At 40.8% G+C, this 16742-nt stretch carries 14 protein-coding genes; 3 read left to right on the top strand and 11 right to left on the bottom strand.

The window, feature by feature from the left end; genetic code table 11:
• Nucleotides 1–154: 154 nt before the first annotated feature.
• From HHA42_RS03350 to HHA42_RS03375, 6 genes are all read right to left on the bottom strand, one after another.
• The gene (locus HHA42_RS03350) at nt 155–874 is read right to left on the bottom strand and encodes a D-Ala-D-Ala carboxypeptidase family metallohydrolase (RefSeq protein WP_168525430.1); all 720 of its coding nucleotides are present in this window, start codon (nt 872–874) and stop codon (nt 155–157) included.
• Nucleotides 875–1015: 141 nt separating this feature from the next.
• On the bottom strand, nt 1016–1339 hold the full coding sequence (gene fdxA / locus HHA42_RS03355) for a ferredoxin FdxA (RefSeq protein ID WP_004973093.1): 324 nt from the start codon (nt 1337–1339) through the stop codon (nt 1016–1018).
• 219 nt (nt 1340–1558) lie between these two features.
• Nucleotides 1559–4198 carry a DNA mismatch repair protein MutS gene (mutS, locus tag HHA42_RS03360; protein WP_168417934.1) on the bottom strand — a complete coding sequence of 880 codons (2640 nt, stop codon included), beginning with the start codon at nt 4196–4198 and terminating at the stop codon, nt 1559–1561.
• 303 nt (nt 4199–4501) lie between these two features.
• On the bottom strand, nt 4502–4759 hold the full coding sequence (locus tag HHA42_RS03365) for a helix-turn-helix domain-containing protein (RefSeq protein WP_168417933.1): 258 nt from the start codon (nt 4757–4759) through the stop codon (nt 4502–4504).
• A 127-nt stretch (nt 4760–4886) separates the two neighbouring features.
• On the bottom strand, nt 4887–5345 hold the full coding sequence (locus tag HHA42_RS03370; RefSeq protein ID WP_168417932.1) for a DUF2946 family protein: 459 nt from the start codon (nt 5343–5345) through the stop codon (nt 4887–4889).
• 203 nt (nt 5346–5548) lie between these two features.
• Nucleotides 5549–5956 (bottom strand): rhodanese-like domain-containing protein, encoded by a 408-nt coding sequence (locus HHA42_RS03375; protein WP_168417992.1) that lies wholly within the window; start codon nt 5954–5956, stop codon nt 5549–5551.
• Between the two features lie 188 nt (nt 5957–6144).
• Here HHA42_RS03375 and HHA42_RS03380 point away from each other — a divergent pair, with 188 nt between their 5' ends.
• The 3 genes from HHA42_RS03380 to HHA42_RS03390 all read left to right on the top strand — a co-directional run bounded on the left by HHA42_RS03380 (nt 6145) and on the right by HHA42_RS03390 (nt 8138).
• Nucleotides 6145–6501: a rhodanese-like domain-containing protein gene (locus tag HHA42_RS03380; protein WP_168417931.1), complete on the top strand. Its 357-nt coding sequence runs from the start codon at nt 6145–6147 to the stop codon at nt 6499–6501.
• A 166-nt stretch (nt 6502–6667) separates the two neighbouring features.
• A complete protein-coding gene (locus HHA42_RS03385) occupies nt 6668–6844 on the top strand; it encodes a hypothetical protein (protein ID WP_168417930.1) in 177 nt (58 codons plus the stop codon).
• Nucleotides 6845–7070: 226 nt separating this feature from the next.
• The gene (locus tag HHA42_RS03390; protein WP_168525431.1) at nt 7071–8138 is read left to right on the top strand and encodes a maleylacetate reductase; all 1068 of its coding nucleotides are present in this window, start codon (nt 7071–7073) and stop codon (nt 8136–8138) included.
• Nucleotides 8139–8219: 81 nt separating this feature from the next.
• Here HHA42_RS03390 and HHA42_RS03395 read toward each other — a convergent pair whose 3' ends face one another.
• The 5 genes from HHA42_RS03395 to dnaE form a co-directional block, all read right to left on the bottom strand.
• Entirely contained in the window at nt 8220–10214 is a 1995-nt protein-coding gene (locus HHA42_RS03395; protein WP_168525432.1) for an alpha/beta hydrolase, read from the bottom strand.
• A gap of 127 nt (nt 10215–10341) precedes the next feature.
• Nucleotides 10342–11244 carry an ABUW_2363 family tetratricopeptide repeat lipoprotein gene (locus HHA42_RS03400; RefSeq protein WP_168525433.1) on the bottom strand — a complete coding sequence of 301 codons (903 nt, stop codon included), beginning with the start codon at nt 11242–11244 and terminating at the stop codon, nt 10342–10344.
• 153 nt (nt 11245–11397) lie between these two features.
• Nucleotides 11398–12195, bottom strand: coding sequence for a serine O-acetyltransferase (gene cysE / locus HHA42_RS03405; protein WP_168417494.1), 798 nt, complete (start codon nt 12193–12195; stop codon nt 11398–11400).
• Nucleotides 12188–13036 carry an RNA methyltransferase gene (locus HHA42_RS03410; RefSeq protein ID WP_168461383.1) on the bottom strand — a complete coding sequence of 283 codons (849 nt, stop codon included), beginning with the start codon at nt 13034–13036 and terminating at the stop codon, nt 12188–12190. Before HHA42_RS03410 ends, cysE begins: the two co-directional genes overlap by 8 nt.
• A gap of 24 nt (nt 13037–13060) precedes the next feature.
• Nucleotides 13061–16624: a DNA polymerase III subunit alpha gene (gene dnaE, locus HHA42_RS03415; RefSeq protein ID WP_168461384.1), complete on the bottom strand. Its 3564-nt coding sequence runs from the start codon at nt 16622–16624 to the stop codon at nt 13061–13063.
• Nucleotides 16625–16742: the final 118 nt, after the last annotated feature.

Raw genomic sequence — 16742 nt, forward strand, 5'->3', positions numbered from 1 at the left:
ACCTTTGTTGCGATGTGTGCATTGTAAACTTTTCTGCTTAGAGTGCAATTTATTACGCTGGGTTACTGTTGAATGCGACTGCTTTTAGATGCGATAGATGTAAAAAAGAGGCCAGTGTTGACCTCTTTTAAACATTCATTTGAAACAACAAAAGTTAGAAATTACATATAGATGAATGACGGCTTAAATCAGGCCCCCAAGTACGATAGCCTTGAGTATCAATATGAATTTGACCAGAAGCATATAAGCCCAAACCCATATTTAAACTTTGCCCATATTGATGCCAGAACTGACACAGTCGGTATTTGGTACTTTCAATGTAGGCATAATCTTCGGCATTTGGGAATTGTGGACCAATTCTAAAATCAATCGCAGAGTTGAATAAATGGCGAGAAGAATTTGCTCCGCCTGCACACTGATTCAGTGGTAAATCACGATACACTGAGGTGACTTCAAAGTCGGTTAAAACTTTAGAGGCAACTAAATACTTAAATACGCGTAGGGTTGGTACTTGGTTTTTCCACAATTCACGACTTGGAATCATAAACTGTGAACGTCCACAACGCTGCCAATCTCGCGCAGTACGCATTAATTCAAAACTAGGGATAATATTGCCCACACCATTTTGTTCTAAGAAGCGTTCGTACTCACGGACTTGGCGTAAATTGTCACTTACGGCGACCCAAGCATTGTAGGCGTAGGGCACAATTTTCGGTGCTGCCTGTCGTTCGTAGGTAATTTTTTCTTGAGGAATGAAAATTCGTTTTCCATCGGGCGTGGTAATCGTTGTTGTTCTGTCTGGGGTTGAGCTACAAGCCACCAAAAGCATGGGAACAATGCTGAACGAAAACAGCGCCTTGAAAAATTGCTTCATTAGGCAAATCAGATATTTATTTAAAGTGTCCGTATTCTAATCGAAAATACGGGTTAAAATTTGAAAATATTGCAATCAAATGTGTGTTTTAGGTATAAAAAAAGATCAGCACAGGCTGATCTTTTTAAAAACAGGACAAACTTACTTTTCTAAGTATTGTAATTTGTCTGGCTTGCCATTCCATTCTTCACGGTCAGCAGGTTGATCGCCAATTTGTGTAATGTTTGGCCAAGTTTGTGAAAGCTCTGCATTTAGCTCAATAAAGACTTCTTGACCTTCTGGTAATTCATCTTCAGAGAAAATTGCATTTGCAGGACATTCAGGTTCACACAATGCACAGTCAATACATTCGTCTGGATTAATGACAAGGAAGTTTGGACCTTCGTAGAAGCAGTCAACAGGACAAACTTCAACACAATCTTGGTATTTACATTTAATACAGTTTTCAGTGACAACAAATGTCATGGCGACAGCTACCTAAAAATATGGTTCTAATTCAGAATAGTCTATTTTAGGCAAAAAACACTGTAACTAACAATTGCTTTTACTGATATTTGATATAGATAGTGCTACTAAATTTGATAAAAAGTGGGTAAAACCATCAAAAAAACTTATAAATGAAAAAGACTCTCAATTGAGAGTCTTTAGTTTGTTAATTTTTTCTAAAAATCTTAGCGGTTTAAATTAGCTATTCAGTTGCTCTTTTAAAGCATATAACTGATCTAATGCTTGACGTGGAGTCAAATTATCTACATCTATACTGCGCAATAAGTCTAGCGCAGGTGATGGTTTTTCCACTTCAATCACACGTTCAATAATTTCAGCTTCTGCCAAGCTGGTAGCAGGGGTGAATAAATCATCCTGAACGGCCAAATTAACATTTTTAAGCTGCTGCTTTTCTAAAATTCTTAAGCGGTTTTGTGCTTCTTTAATCACATTAGTAGGAATACCTGCCAGTTTTGCGACCTGTAAACCATGACTTTGACTGGCTGGACCATGTTGAACTTTGTGTAACAGAATTAAGTTTCCATTCATTTCTTTTGCAGTAACGTGGTAGTTATCTACCCCTGACTCTTTGCTTAATTCGGTCAGCTCAAAATAATGTGTGGCAAATAAACATAAACATTTGATGCGTTTGCTTAAATCTAAAACACATGCCCATGCCAAAGACAAACCATCGTAAGTACTAGTGCCTCGACCAACTTCATCCATGAGCACCAAAGATTGCGAGGTGGCATGATGTAAAATTTGTGATGTTTCAGTCATTTCTACCATAAAGGTCGATTTACCCGTAGATAGATCATCCGCAGAGCCGATTCGGGTAAATACACGGTCAATTGGCCCTAATATAGCGGCTTGTGCAGGTACATAACTGCCACAATAACCAAGTAGGGCAATCAGTGCCGTTTGACGCATATAGGTTGATTTACCGCCCATATTCGGGCCAGTAATAATTGCCAAGCGATGATTGTAGTCCAGCATGGTGTCATTTGGAGTAAATGCTGTTTTACTCAAGGCTTCAACCACAGGATGACGCCCAGCAGTGATTTTAATACCTGTTTCAGGACTATATTCAGGACGTGCCCAATTGCGTAAGCGGGCTTGATGGGCAAAGTTAGCTAATAAATCAATTTGTGCAATCGCACTGCTCATCATCTGTAATTGAGCAATGTCTTGGCGTAATTCATCCAGTAGCATTTCAAACAGCATTTTTTCACGTGCCAAAGCACGAGATTCACTAGAAAGTACTTTATCTTCAAAGCTTTTCAGCTCAGGGGTAATATAGCGCTCTGCATTTTTTAAAGTCTGACGACGAATATAATGCTCAGGTGCTTGCTCAGCTTGGGCTCGGGTCAGTTCAATGTAATAACCACTGACACGGTTGTAGCCAATTTTTAAAGTAGGTATGCCACTTTGTTCACGCTCTTTAATTTCTAAATCAATAAGGAATTGTCCTGCGTGATCTCGAATTTTACGCAGTTCATCCAGTTCATTGTCAAAACCTTCTGCAATGACATTACCATCACGCAATAAAACAGGTGGATTTTCCACAATGGCCTGCATAAGACGTTGATGCAGCCCATGAAAATCGCCCAATTCTTCATTCAGGTTTTGAATGAGTTGCGATTGCTGTGCAGAAACAATCGGCTGTAATGCATGGCGTAAATATGGAATTTGCGCACAAGCTTGGCGTAGTTGAACCAAGTCACGTGGGCGAGCGCTACCCAGTGCGACACGGCTCAGTACCCGTTCAATATCACTTATTTCTTTAAGTACCAAACGTACTGGAGATTCATGATAGCCCTGTAACAAGGCTTGGATGGCATCTAAACGTGCATCAAGCAGTGCAGTATCACGCAAAGGTTGCATTAGGGTACGACTAAGCAAGCGGCCACCCATGGAAGTTTGGCAGTCATTGATGAGTTGAAATAAAGATGTTCCATGTTCAAACAATGGTTCAACCAATTCAAGATTGCGACGGGTCACAGGGTCTAGTGCGATAAAATCACTGCTTTGCTCTAACTGAATACTGCGAATATGCGGTAAGGCCGTTTTTTGTGTTTCTTTGGCATAGTGAATCAGAGCAGCCGCAGCGGCTTTGGCTAAAGGTAGGTGATCAAGACCAAAACCTGACAGGGTAGAAACGCTGAATTGATCACAGAGAGTTTTTTGTGCATTGTTCAGGTTAAAATCGACATTTGGGCGTTTAGTCACAGGGCAGTCGAGCTGTTTTTTAACCTGTTCAATAATATTTGGATCGACAATATCTTCATCGACCACAATTTCACTTGGCATTAAACGTGAGAGTTCAATTGCGAGTTGTTCAGGTCGATAATCCATTTGCTGAACTTTAAAAATACCTGCACTCAAGTCCAGTAATGCAATGCCAATCTGGTTTTGCTGTAAGCATAAAGCGACCAAATTGGAAGATTGGTGGGTGTTAAGCAAGGCATCATCGGTAAGTGTACCTGGGGTGATAATTCTTACCACACCACGCTCTACAGGGCCTTTACCTGTCACTTCGCCAATTTGCTCACAGATGACCACAGTTTCGCCTTTTTTGACCAAGCGAGCCAGATAACCTTCTGCGGCATGGTACGGCACACCTGCCATTGGAATAGGCTTGCCGCTGGTTTTACCACGATGGGTGAGTGTAATACCTAAAAGCTTGGCGGCTTTGTGTGCATCATCAAAAAATAATTCGTAAAAATCACCCATGCGATAGAACATTAAAGAATGTGGATGTTCCATCTTCACCCGTAGGTATTGCTGCATCATTGGGGTGTGGGAAGATAGATCAGCCATGATTTCTTTCATGTTCATGCAGTTGGAATCCTTTAGTCTGAGGCGTGATTTGAGTGTAAATAGGTGAGCGTCTATTTTACGTCATCTTAGTTAAATTAGTGAATAAGTAGAGAATATGCAGCGTAATCTTGTAAATACATTAAACACTGTATATTTAAGGTTTTGAAAAAAGTGATTTGTGATCTTCAGAATATTTGTGGTGAATATTAAACAAAAAGATGAAGTGATTGACCATTTAAATTGATTTTATAGTTAAAGAAGCTCCCTCAAGAGCTTCTTTATATTGTTTTTAAAAGGCTTTAAAAAATCAAAACAGATGTTTTAAGCCAAACTTTCTAACACAAATTGCGGTGATTTAATAAATAATCGAATCAAAGCTTGGGCAGAACTAGAAGGTTGACGAACACCACGTTCCCAACTTTCCAAAGTTCTGGCAGAGATACATAATTTTGCCGCAAGTTCTGCTTGTGAAATATTCATTTTTTGTCGAACTTTAACAATTTGTTGGGCTAAATCTAAGCATACCACTTGATCTACATCATGATTTACATAGTTATGACTGTGTTGAAGCAGATGCATGGTTATCTCCTCCTTAGGGTCGAATAAACGAGTCAATTCATTCAAATAAATAATCGGTTTGGATATATTTATCATAGGGATTTGCAGCTAAGTGTATCGCTGCGCCATCACCAAATATCACAAGAGTTTATAAGACAGAAGGGGGTGCACGGCTTTGTGGGAGAAAAAAGAAAGGCTCACTCTGAAACAGCGTTGAAGTAAACGCTGTTTTAAAAGCTAAAACTCGAATTTGTGTGCGAATTAACACATATCTGAGCTTGGTATCCAATAATGGCAGTGCAAAGCTGTATACCAAACAGTATTCACACTCATGATTGGCATGCGAATCTTGTTCAGAAGAATCCTGATGCTGAGCTGAATGTGTAATTGTCTGATTTGAATTGGAGTTAGACGCAGTGATGTTTGATGAGTGATGCGTATGATCTGCAGATAGTGGATTTGCAGATTTGGCCTGATCAGAAAATAATGCTTGGACAACAGTTTTACACACAGAGGAAAAATGTTGTTTCTCTGGCAATAATGGCTGTAAAAATACAGCGACTTGCAACAAGATTGCAGATAGGCCTAGCAATCTTCCCCACATCATTAACACTGCATTGATCTTTTATTCAAAGTTTGCATGTAACACTATCACAAAAACCAAAATCTTTGATTTTGTAATAGAAATATTGCATGAAATTAAAGGTGAAAATTAAATGTAAAATAGCTGTTTATACAGACATATAACCATAAAGATTACACATACACGCCTGATGCTATATTAACTAGATTACATTTCCTGAAACTAAATTAGCCAGAAATGGAAATCGTGGGTAAACCCGCATCTAGCCAAGCCTGCATGCCACCTTGGACTGAAAAGATTTTTTCAAAACCCATTCTTTGCAAAGATTGAGTTGCCAAAGCAGAGCGACCGCCTGTTCCACAGACCAAATAAATATCTTTTTCTGCAAGATCAGCAAGTGCTCGTTCAACTTCACAGTAGTGGTTCACAACAGGATGTTGTGCGATTTTCATTTCTAGCATACCACGAGGAAAGTTGACAGCACGGTCAATTGCACAGGCTTGGTGTTCTTCAGGTTCACGTACATCAATCAAAATAATATCAGGATGTTTCAAGTATTTTTCATGCAATTCTAGGACACTAATTTCTGTAATTTCACTTTTAGCTTCAGAAATAAGTTGATCGGGTGTTTTCATCATGACACTCACATTTATTTTGATATTATATAATATAAACTTATATATTAAATGGGTTTTGATTATTGTTAGAAAATGTGTCTAGATGCTTCATATCTAAAAATAGTCAAATTTTGACCAGCTTTGCTGTGCTAAGGTTTAAATTATTTGTTGGAATATTCAAGTTTTTGTTGGTTGTGGAGTGAGCAATGTGGAATTTAATAATGTATTTGCCGTGGGGCAAAGTATCTGAAATTAGTGCACAGGATTTATTACAACAACGGCAAGATGTGCAAATTGTAGATGTACGTACTCGAAAAGAGTTCTGTGATAGTCATATTGAGGGTGCGTTGCATTTACCGTTAACGCAAATGACTGAAGCCAATATCCAAGCGTTGGCTTTAGACCTTGCAAAGCCTGTGGTGACAATTTGTTTGTCTGCGCATAGAAGTATTCCTGCAACTCGAAAATTGAACAAAATGGGCTATCAGACATCGCAGTTACAGGGTGGTATGAAAGCATGGTGGAAACAGCAAATGCCTTGCGTATCATCCCAAGTTAAATAAACAATGCGAGTTGAGATAATGCTTTATTCTGTGCAATATCGCCATTTTCGATCTACCTCTAAGATTGTATGGCTTTGTTAATCTTTGCTTAAAAAATAATATATTATTCAAATATAGGGTATATACTAGACTCAACACTTTTGTTCGATTGTTCAGGGGACGTAAAATGCCTGCAAGATTTTTTGGAATTTTTCTAGGTTTAATTGCTGCGGTACTGGTCATTGGCGGATTATTTATTAATATGATCAGCGAAGAAACGGTTGTAGAATACTGGATTCTATTGTTACTTCCGTGCTTTGGTGTGCCAATTTTATCTGCAGTGTGCCTAAAAGAGATCGACTAAGTACAAAATTTGCAGTTTTAATTTTGAAAAGAAAGCCAAAGCCCATTTTAAAATGGGCTTTTGTATTTTTAGACTGCTATTACTTATTCGATGCGACCTAATCCAAATCTAAAATATACACGATTGATGGTTTTCTTTTTTGCAAAGCAGCGTTGCAGAATTGGGCTATTCAAGCCTCTCTTTTTCACTTTAAACTCAAAGTGTCACAAAATTTAAGATCAATAAGATGCAAGCATTTCATTATCAGGCTTTGCCTGTAGATGTTCATTTTGCTTCGGCGCAAATGAATAACATTCAGGACATTTTACATCCTTACGGTTATCAACGTATTTTAATTATTACGACTGCAGGACAACAAGCAGCAGGTGAGCGTTTATTTAGACAAATCCAAGACAGTGCTGTGGCGGTATATCCACACGCTGTGATGCATGTGCCAAAAGAAGTGGCACAGCAAGCCATACACGATGCGAAGCATTTAAAAGCCGACTGCTGTTTGGCATTAGGTGGCGGTTCAGCCATTGGTTTGGCCAAAGCGATTGCATTGGAAACTCATCTACCGATTATTGCAATCCCTACGACCTACGCTGGCAGTGAAATGACAACAGTATATGGTATTACTGAAAATCAGCTAAAAACCACAGGAAAAGCTGAACAGGTACTGCCTAAAGTGGTGATTTATGATCCAGAATTGACCCTGAATTTGCCTACAGAAATTTCGGCATGCTCAGGTATGAATGCAATGGCACACGCGGTTGAGGCCTTGTATGCACAAGATAAAAATCCAATTATCAGTTTAATGGCGGAAGAAGCGATTACTCAACTGGCACAGGCTTTACCTGAAATTGTAGAAACGCCACACAATATTCAGGCACGTGAACAAGCCTTGTATGGTGCGTGGTTAGCAGGGGTGTGTTTGGGTTCGGTAGGTATGGCAATCCACCATAAAATTTGTCATAGCCTTGGTGGGCGTTATCAATTACCACATGCACAAACCCATGCCATTATGCTGGCATATTCAGTGCACTATAACCGCCATGCAGATGTTGAAGCCATGAATCGATTGGCAGTTGCTTTAAATGTGTCAGATCGAGATCAATTGGGCTTAGCAATTTATCAGCTCAATCAGAAGTTAAATATTCCAATGGCACTGAAAGATTTGGGCTTGCCTGCAACAGCACCCGCAGAAGTCGTAGGTATTATTTGTGATAGTCCATATTACAACCCACGTGAATATGACTATGCCGAATTAGAAGCATTATTGACCAAAGCGTACTGGGGGCAAGCACCTGCCTAAGTATTTTGAATGTTTAAGTCAACAAAAAACCGAAGATGAAATATTCACTTCGGTTTTTTGTTGCGTAGATTAAATTGGATTTTAAGGTTTATACAAACCTAACTCTTGCAAATGCAAACGTAGAATACGTCTGAGTTCCAGTACAGCTTCAGGCGTTTCTTGAATAGAATGACTGCCTTTGATAATTTTTTCAGAAACAGCACCTGTAAGATGTGCGCTGTTGTAGTGCACAACATCATCATTCATGAGTAGGGGTTCTTTGCTTTCAGTATTGTTGCCAATAATGCTGTGATATTTAAAACCTTTTACGGGCAGAATATTTTCAGTCAGTTCAGTAAATTTAGAATGTTTACTTAAATCACTTGGGCCATTTTGAATGACTCCATGCCCAATTTCTTTAGCAAGATTTTTTAGGTCAACATCATGCTGTTGTAAGGTATCTGAAAATGCATTTAAAAATGCACCTGGCAAACGAATAACTTTACGGGCAGCAAGGGTAAACCAACGGTCGGCAAACTCTGTACCACGGTGTGGAGCCGCTAAAAAAATTGCCCGATTAAAATTTGTGATGGGTTTAAGTCGCAAACGGGCTTGCAATAACGGGTCAGATTTAAAGCGCTCTAGACGTCTGTTCTTCAGCATTTGCATTGCTGGTTGGGTAAGGTCAGTATCACTCACCAGTAATCGAGCTAAAATGCCACCCATACTGTGTCCAATCACTACGGCATCTTTTTTGGCTGCAGCAGAAGAGTTGACCTGTTTAAAGCCTTGTTGCAATAAAGCATAAATTTGGAAACGACTTTCTAAAATAGGCATATTGGTTGAATAAAAAACTTGCCACACTTGAAAATTTTCCCGCAATACAGGATCACCCATAATATCGTTGGTTAAACGCACCCACGCTTCAGGGCTACTGGCAAGACCATGTATCAGTACGATCACTTTTTTGTTAGGGTTATAAGGCTCCAGCAAATACAGATGCGGCATACTCAGGCGTTCTTCACGGTCAATCAGTGAAAGATAAGCCGATTTACCCAAGTTATTCTGTGCTAACCACAAGCCATAAGGCGCAGAAAAGTTTGCCGCCAATGGATAGTTCTTTTGAGCAATATTTGCGGCTTCGTATTTATAAGGATCGTAAGCTTTTAGTTTAAATTGTGAACTATATAAAATATCTTCAATTGAACGAGCGCTAAGTGGTTCTGCGGTCAGGGTTGCTGCTAAATATCGTGCTTGGTGAATATTTGGATTTTTTCCAGCAGGATAGTAGTGCTTCAGTGGGTCAATAATATATTTACTTTGGCTGATGTCATCATTTGGGTTTTCAGGTAATACCACCAAAAACTCAGAACCAAAACCATCACGGCGGGTAATGGAGCGTAAACCCGAAAAGTTTAAGTTATAGGTCGACATCAATTGCTGAATTTTTTGTTGTTTCAACTGTGGATAGTGATCAAAATCAATTTCATAAATGCTATTGCCGACACGAATTTGATGCTGTAATTCGTTGTGTTTATGTCGTAGTGCATAGCTACTGACCAGTTTGGCAATCGCCTGATTATAAAAATCTCGAATTTGGACTTGGCGGTTGTCAAAAATACGGTCTTGTGGAGCACGTTTGGTCTGAAACATGTAGGCATAACTGTAACGAATGCTTTGATCCAGCATATTTAATTGCTGATCTAAACATTGTTCATAATTGGCCTGATTAATTTTCTGTTGTTCTTCCGATCTTTTACTATTCAGAATACCAATTTTGCAGGACGAGGAGTTTTCCAGTGCAATGGCTTTGGCTAAATATAATTCACTTGCCGTAGACAGTAATTGTTCATCTTGGATCTGTGGAATTTGCTTCAGTGCGCTGACACATTCTGCAGGTTGTTCGGCACAAATAGTGGCTTCACGTCCTGTCATCGATAGCACATTCAAACTGGCTTCACTGATTTTTTTGCGTGACAAAATGCTATCGCGTTCATTGGCGATACTGACTTTTAAAGCTTGATTTTTGACACTCACTACCTGACAACCAGACAGCAGTGTTGTACTGAGCAGTGCAGCAATCACAATTTTATTCATGGAAAGTCTGGCTTAATTTTTAAGATTTTTTTCCATCATACGTTTTTTTAGGCGTAATTCAATTGCTTAGCCATAAAAATAGACCGTCGAAACGGCCTATTTTAAGGTATTTTTGTATCGGTGCAGATTAAGTGCGTGGTGCAATCACTTGCCAAACATTCCAGCGACCTTGTTTTTCAATTTCAGCAATTAAACGGTCTGCAACTTCAGCTTCTTGCGGGTATTTGATTTTGTAGTTTTTCAGCGTTTGTACCGCATTTTTCTTTTGTTCTAGCGCAATATAATTATTGGCTGCAGACAAATAAGCTTCCTGCACACCCGCTTTCATCGCTTTGTCTAAATATGAAATTGCTTCACGATGACCACCACCTTCAGACAGGCCAAAACCAAACCAGAAGTTGGCTTCTGCATCTTCCTGATTAATTTTTAAAATACGCTGTGCATAGCTGAGTGAACGGGTAGTGTAGATAGAACCTAAGTCAAGGTTACGTGCCATGACGCTGGCTTTAAATGCACGCATTAAAATATCAAAAGAGGCATTTTCATTGGCTGCCAAAGTGTCTAGTTGTGCGGTTACTTCTTTAAGTTTGGCTTCAAAACCACGGCGTTCCTGACGCTCACTAAAACGTGGCGGATAGTGACGTGCCTTACCTTCAACCAGTTGTAAGAAATCATCAATTTCAGTGATGTCTATTTCATTTTCGCCCGCCAAGGCCGCAAACTTTAAGCTGCGTTGATTGTTATTCACCGTAGGTACAATCAATTTGTTCTGATCTAAAGTGATGCTTTGGCTTGGATTGTTCGGGTCAGTCACCACCATTTTGGTGACAGGCTGTGCTGCTGCTTTTTGTAGGTTAATTTCAAACGGAGGTGGGGCATCGTAATTAAAAGGGTTTAAGGCATAAAATGGTGCGCTTAATTCAGGTTCTGTAAAAACGATAGGTGGTTTCACTTTTTGTTTTGGTGTTGCTACACAAGCGCTGACGAGCGTCGCGGCAAGGATGCTGAGTGCCAAAGGCTTAAGGGTCATGGTGTTCTTCCGTTCAATTTATTTTAAAAGTGAGTGGTGATTGTGTTAGATGAAAATATTGCATGTTGGTCAGTCTAAGAAATCTGTTCCGAACATGCAATACAAATGAGGGGGCTTGGTTACACAGTGATACGAAGTTTTTAAAGCAAAAGATTATTTGCTTTGAGTTTCACATTCACGTCTAACATCTTCAATTATTTTTAATTCTTCAGCGCTATACGGTTGTTCATCTTGTTGCTGACTTTTAAAGGTTGGATCAAGCAAAGATAAACGCTGACATAACAAATTCATACGTTTTTCATTCTGTTGTAAACGGTCAAGTAACACACGCATACCGTCAAGCACGGGGTCAGATTGATCTTCAGTCGCGGCATAAGGTTGGAAACCAATGCTGGCTGCATAATCACGACGACGTGCTTCCTGATCATCTGCAGGTTTGTTTTTGATAATAAAACGTGCAGGGTTGCCTACAGCGGTTGCACCTTCAGGTACTTCTTTGGTCACCACAGCATTAGAACCAACTTTTGCATTTTTATGTACGGTGAATGGGCCTAAGATTTTTGCACCCGCACCCACAATCACACCATCTTCTAAAGTTGGGTGGCGCTTGCCTTTATTCCAAGTGGTGCCGCCTAAGGTGACACCATGGTACAAAGTGACGTCATCACCAATTTCGGCGGTTTCACCAATCACCACACCCATGCCATGGTCAATAAAAAAGCGACGCCCAATTTTTGCACCTGGGTGAATTTCAATGCCTGTTGCAAAGCGGCTGAATGAAGAAAGCAGACGAGCCGAACCTTTACAGTCTTTGTTCCATAACTCATGTGCCACACGGTGCATGAGCAATGCATGAATGCCTGGGTAGGTGGTTAAGACTTCAAGTGTATTTCGAGCAGCAGGATCGCGCGCGAAGACAGCTTGAATGTCTTCTTTGAGCTGTTTAAGCATTAGTTTGATCCTCGTCCTGTGTTGATGTAGATTTTTTCCATGAACCGTTATTCATTGCTTGTACGCGGCTAAAAATACCGCGAAGTAAATGGTATTCCATACGATCTAATTGTATACGTCCGAAAAGCCGACGCAAGCGTAAAGGCAATAATCGTGGATTTTTTGGATCCATAAATTCAATTTCTGCCAGCATTTTTTCTAAATGTGGATAGAACTGCTGCATTTGTTCGTGATTCACCAAAGGCTCATCCCATTGCATGGCTTCAGAATCTGTTACTTGCATCGTTGCAGTAGGATCGGCAACTTTGCCCACAATATCCATGGCTGCCATACGCATTTCGTAGCAAATGACCTGAATGGCTTGAGCGACATTTAGCACGCCATATTCCTCATTGACAGGAATAGTGACATGATAATTGGCCAAAGCCAGTTCTTCATTAGTTAAACCACGGTCTTCACGGCCAAAAATAATCGCGACATTTTGCCCATGCTGTGCCACAGCATTTAACGATTTTTCTGCGGCAGGTCGTGCATCTAGCAATGGCCAAGGAATTGTACGGCTACGTGCGCTGGTACCAAAAACCAGATGACAATTTGCAATGGCATCTTCAAGTGTTTCCACCACTTCAATCTGCTCAATTAGGTCGGTTGCACCTGCGGCTAAAGCGTCAATATCTGGATGTGGATAGGTTTTAGGCGAAACCAAAACTAATTTACATAGCCCCATGGTTTTCATGGCACGTAAGGCGCTGCCAATATTGGCAGGCAAGGTGGTGTTTACCATGACAATTCGCACGTGGGAGAGATGTGCGGCAACAGCGGCATTGTCAACTTGACTCATAACAAATCCAAATGGGTTAAATTTTTAAGAATATTGATCAGCTTCTGCATTATATAAATCTAGTGCATCGTCCATGCTCATGTCCGCAGGCGGCGGTGCAATATTTGCAGGTTTAGCAACTTCTGCGACTCGGGCTGCCTTCGATTTCACCTGATATTCAATATGCAGGTTTTCCTTGCCAAAATAATCACGTAGTTTGACTAAGGCTTCATCTAAAGGGGCAACTTTCCACTGAATACCCAAATGCAATTCAGCTTGAGCATAGGCATAATCTAGATGCAAAATGACTGGAATATGGGTGCATAAATCTACATTACAATAAGGCAGCAACATTGTTTGTAAGTCTTGACTCAGGGTCTTGCTTAAATGTTCTGTATGTAAATGAATCTGAATACTGTTGGCACGTTTTTGACGAATTTCATTTAAGCTAAAGGCTTTGGTTAACCGACCCATAGGGCGGTCAAAACCTTCGCGTTCGTAAATTTCGCCTTCAATCACCACCACTTTTTCAGTTTGTACGATGTCTTTAAAACGTTGGAAACGCTCATGGTTGGCAGAGACTTCTATACGTGCGGTACCGTCATCTAAAGTGACCACCATCCGATTTGGGAAGTTAGCAACATCCACCACTAGACCTGCAAAGACGGTGGTCACACCACGTCGGGTTGGGGTTAGTTCATTAATCTTACTAGGTATAAAGGCTTTGAGTTCATTGCGATAAACATCTATCGGGTGGCCTGTCAGGTATAAACCTAAAGTGTCTTTTTCACCCTTGAGCCGTACTTCATCTGACCATGGCTTCACAGGTTTGGCAGGTTTACGCTGTACTTCTTCAACCTCACCAAACAGGTCCATAATGCCTGTTTCACGGTTAGAGCGGGCTTGTTCTGCTGCTTGTACTGCCTCTGGCAATTGTGCCATTAAACTAGAACGTTCGATGCCTAAACAGTCTAAAGCTCCCGCACGAATTAAAGCTTCTAAAGTCCGTTTATTGATTTTTTTCAAATCAATACGATGGCAGAAATCGAATAAGTCGCGATATGGTCCTTCTTTTTGGCGTGAATCAATCACAGATTGCATGGCCTGTTCACCCACGCCTTTAATCGCACCAAGTCCATAGACAATGGTACGTTCATCGCTTGCGTGGAAATGATACAAAGACATATTCACTGAAGGCGGTAACACTTCTAAGCCATTGTGGCGGCAATCATCAATCAAAAACACCACGTTATCGGTGTTTTGCATTTCCGATGACATGACCGCTGCCAAGAATTCAGCAGGGTAGTGTGCTTTGAGCCATGCAGTCTGATATGCCACCAAGGCATAGGCAGCTGCGTGTGATTTGTTAAAACCATAGCCAGCGAATTTTTCCATATAGTCGAAAATATGGTTGGCTGTGGCGGCATCAATGTCTTTTTTCTCAGCACCTTCAATAAAGATTTGGCGCTGTTTCACCATTTCTTCAGGTTTTTTCTTACCCATGGCACGACGTAGTAAGTCTGCACCACCGAGTGTATAGCCTGCACAATATTGTGCTGCCTGCATGACCTGTTCCTGATAGACCATAATACCGTAGGTCGGCTCAAGAACACCTTCTAGCAAAGGATGTAGATATTCAAACTCGCCACCATGCATACGGTGAATAAAGTCTGGAATTAGATCCATTGGGCCTGGACGATACAATGACACGAAAGCAATAATTTCTTCAAATTTACTTGGGCGTGCTTCTTTCAGCATCTTTTTCATGCCCACGGATTCAAACTGGAATACTGCAGTCGTATTGGCATTGGCAAAGACTAAATAGGCGTCTTTATCATCCAGTGGAATATGAGCAATATCTAGCGGTGTATCGGCTTTGATGCGTTTATTAATATTTTGTACCGCATCTTCAATAACAGTCAGGTTACGTAAGCCCAAGAAGTCGAACTTGACCAAACCTGCCGATTCGACATCGTCTTTATCGTATTGCGCAACACGTGCGGTACCATCGGCATCACACATGACTGCAGAAAAGTCGGTGATTTTAGTGGGTGCAATGACCACGCCACCCGCGTGTTTACCTGTATTTCGGGTTATGCCTTCAAGCTTTAGGGCCATTTCCCAAATTTCAGAGGCATCATCATAGTCTGGGTTAGACGGGTTGGTGACTACATCTTTAAGTTGGGGTTCGGCTTCAATTGATTCTTCTAGGCTGAGTCCTAAGGGTTTGGTTGGAATCAGTTTGGAAATACGGTCTGCCAAGCCATAAGACTTACCCAAAACTCGTGCGACATCTCGAATTGCACCTTTGGCTGCCATGGTACCGAAAGTGGCAATTTGCGATACTGCATCACGTCCATAGGTGCGAGCTACGTAGTCAATGACTTTATCGCGTCCTGCAATACAGAAATCGACGTCAAAGTCGGGCATAGATACGCGTTCTGGGTTTAAGAAACGTTCAAATAATAGTTCATAGCGCAGTGGGTCTAAGTCGGTAATTTTTAAGCTGTAGGCAACCAGTGAACCTGCGCCCGAACCACGGCCTGGGCCAACAGGTACGCCGTTGTTTTTAGACCACTGAATAAAGTCCATGACAATCAGGAAGTAACCTGGGAAACCCATGGAATTAATAATATTAATTTCGTATTCAATTCGCTCATCATAAGGTTTGCGAATTTCTGCCCAATCTTCGTCACGCTGTGCAACAGGATAAAGCACATTTAGACGTTCTTCCAAACCTTGCTTGGACAAGTGTGCAAAGTAGGTGTCAATGGTGTGTCCTTCTGGAATTGGATAATCTGGAAGGAAGTATTTACCCAATTGCAGTGTGACATTACAGCGTTTGGCAATGTGATAGCTGTTTTCAATGGCACTTGGAATGTCAGAAAACAGCGCCGTCATTTCTTCGGCGGTTTTAAAATATTGCTCAGGACTGTAAGTTTTTGGACGACGGTTGTCCCCTAAGACATAACCATCGGCAATGCAGACGCGCGCTTCATGCGCTTCATAATCTTCACGGCGAATAAAATGCACATCGTTATGTGCTACCACGCCAATATTATATTTTTTAGCTAATTTAACTGCTTCGGCAATAAAGGTGTCTTCATCAGGGCGATCTGTACGGGTCAGGGCTAAATAAACCCGATTGCCAAATTTTTCAATCCATTCTTCAAGCAAGGGTTCTGCTTTTTGCGGATTGGAGGTGATCAGCATTTTGCCGACATCACTTTGAATACCCAGCAATACAATCAGATCATCGGCTTGTTCTAATATCCATGTTTTATTCACACAGGGGATATTGAGCTGCTGGCCTTCAATATAGCCACGAGAAACCAGTTCAGTCAGGTTGCGCCAACCGTGATTGGTCATCGATAATAAGGTCACGCGATGATCGGCATCATTTAAACGCAGCACTGAACCTAAAATTGGTTTGATGCCTTGTCCCAAACATTTGCCATAAAACTTTACGGCAGCATGTAAGTTGGATAAATCGGTCAATGCCAAGGCAGGCATTTCTTCATTGACTGCAGCTTTAATCAAGTCAGGTACGCGTACAATCGACTCGGTAATCGAAAATTCTGTATGTATACCTAAATGAACAAAGCGCATGAATCAGTCCCTTAAAAAATCACGGGTTAGTTTAGCATGCTCTGCTCAAGACAAAACATGCCGCAGTGTTTTTCTGTGCTGAAGTGATCTTCAACAACTAACACAATTTTAATTTTAT

It is taken from the genome of Acinetobacter sp. A3, assembly GCF_012371415.1.
In the GTDB taxonomy this organism is placed as follows: domain Bacteria; phylum Pseudomonadota; class Gammaproteobacteria; order Pseudomonadales; family Moraxellaceae; genus Acinetobacter.

What these genes read in the sequence shown, in the direction of transcription:
- HHA42_RS03385 (WP_168417930.1), top strand. Translation starts at nt 6,668, where the DNA reads ATGCCTGCAAGATTTTTTGGAATTTTTCTAGGTTTAATTGCTGCGGTA.
- cysE (WP_168417494.1), bottom strand. Translation starts at nt 12,195, where the DNA reads ATGCTTAAACAGCTCAAAGAAGACATTCAAGCTGTCTTCGCGCGCGAT.
- HHA42_RS03410 (WP_168461383.1), bottom strand. Translation starts at nt 13,036, where the DNA reads ATGAGTCAAGTTGACAATGCCGCTGTTGCCGCACATCTCTCCCACGTG.
- dnaE (WP_168461384.1), bottom strand. Translation starts at nt 16,624, where the DNA reads ATGCGCTTTGTTCATTTAGGTATACATACAGAATTTTCGATTACCGAG.
- HHA42_RS03370 (WP_168417932.1), bottom strand. Translation starts at nt 5,345, where the DNA reads ATGATGTGGGGAAGATTGCTAGGCCTATCTGCAATCTTGTTGCAAGTC.
- HHA42_RS03400 (WP_168525433.1), bottom strand. Translation starts at nt 11,244, where the DNA reads ATGACCCTTAAGCCTTTGGCACTCAGCATCCTTGCCGCGACGCTCGTC.
- HHA42_RS03375 (WP_168417992.1), bottom strand. Translation starts at nt 5,956, where the DNA reads ATGAAAACACCCGATCAACTTATTTCTGAAGCTAAAAGTGAAATTACA.
- HHA42_RS03390 (WP_168525431.1), top strand. Translation starts at nt 7,071, where the DNA reads ATGCAAGCATTTCATTATCAGGCTTTGCCTGTAGATGTTCATTTTGCT.
- HHA42_RS03395 (WP_168525432.1), bottom strand. Translation starts at nt 10,214, where the DNA reads ATGAATAAAATTGTGATTGCTGCACTGCTCAGTACAACACTGCTGTCT.
- HHA42_RS03380 (WP_168417931.1), top strand. Translation starts at nt 6,145, where the DNA reads ATGTGGAATTTAATAATGTATTTGCCGTGGGGCAAAGTATCTGAAATT.
- HHA42_RS03365 (WP_168417933.1), bottom strand. Translation starts at nt 4,759, where the DNA reads ATGCATCTGCTTCAACACAGTCATAACTATGTAAATCATGATGTAGAT.
- mutS (WP_168417934.1), bottom strand. Translation starts at nt 4,198, where the DNA reads ATGAACATGAAAGAAATCATGGCTGATCTATCTTCCCACACCCCAATG.
- fdxA (WP_004973093.1), bottom strand. Translation starts at nt 1,339, where the DNA reads ATGACATTTGTTGTCACTGAAAACTGTATTAAATGTAAATACCAAGAT.
- HHA42_RS03350 (WP_168525430.1), bottom strand. Translation starts at nt 874, where the DNA reads ATGAAGCAATTTTTCAAGGCGCTGTTTTCGTTCAGCATTGTTCCCATG.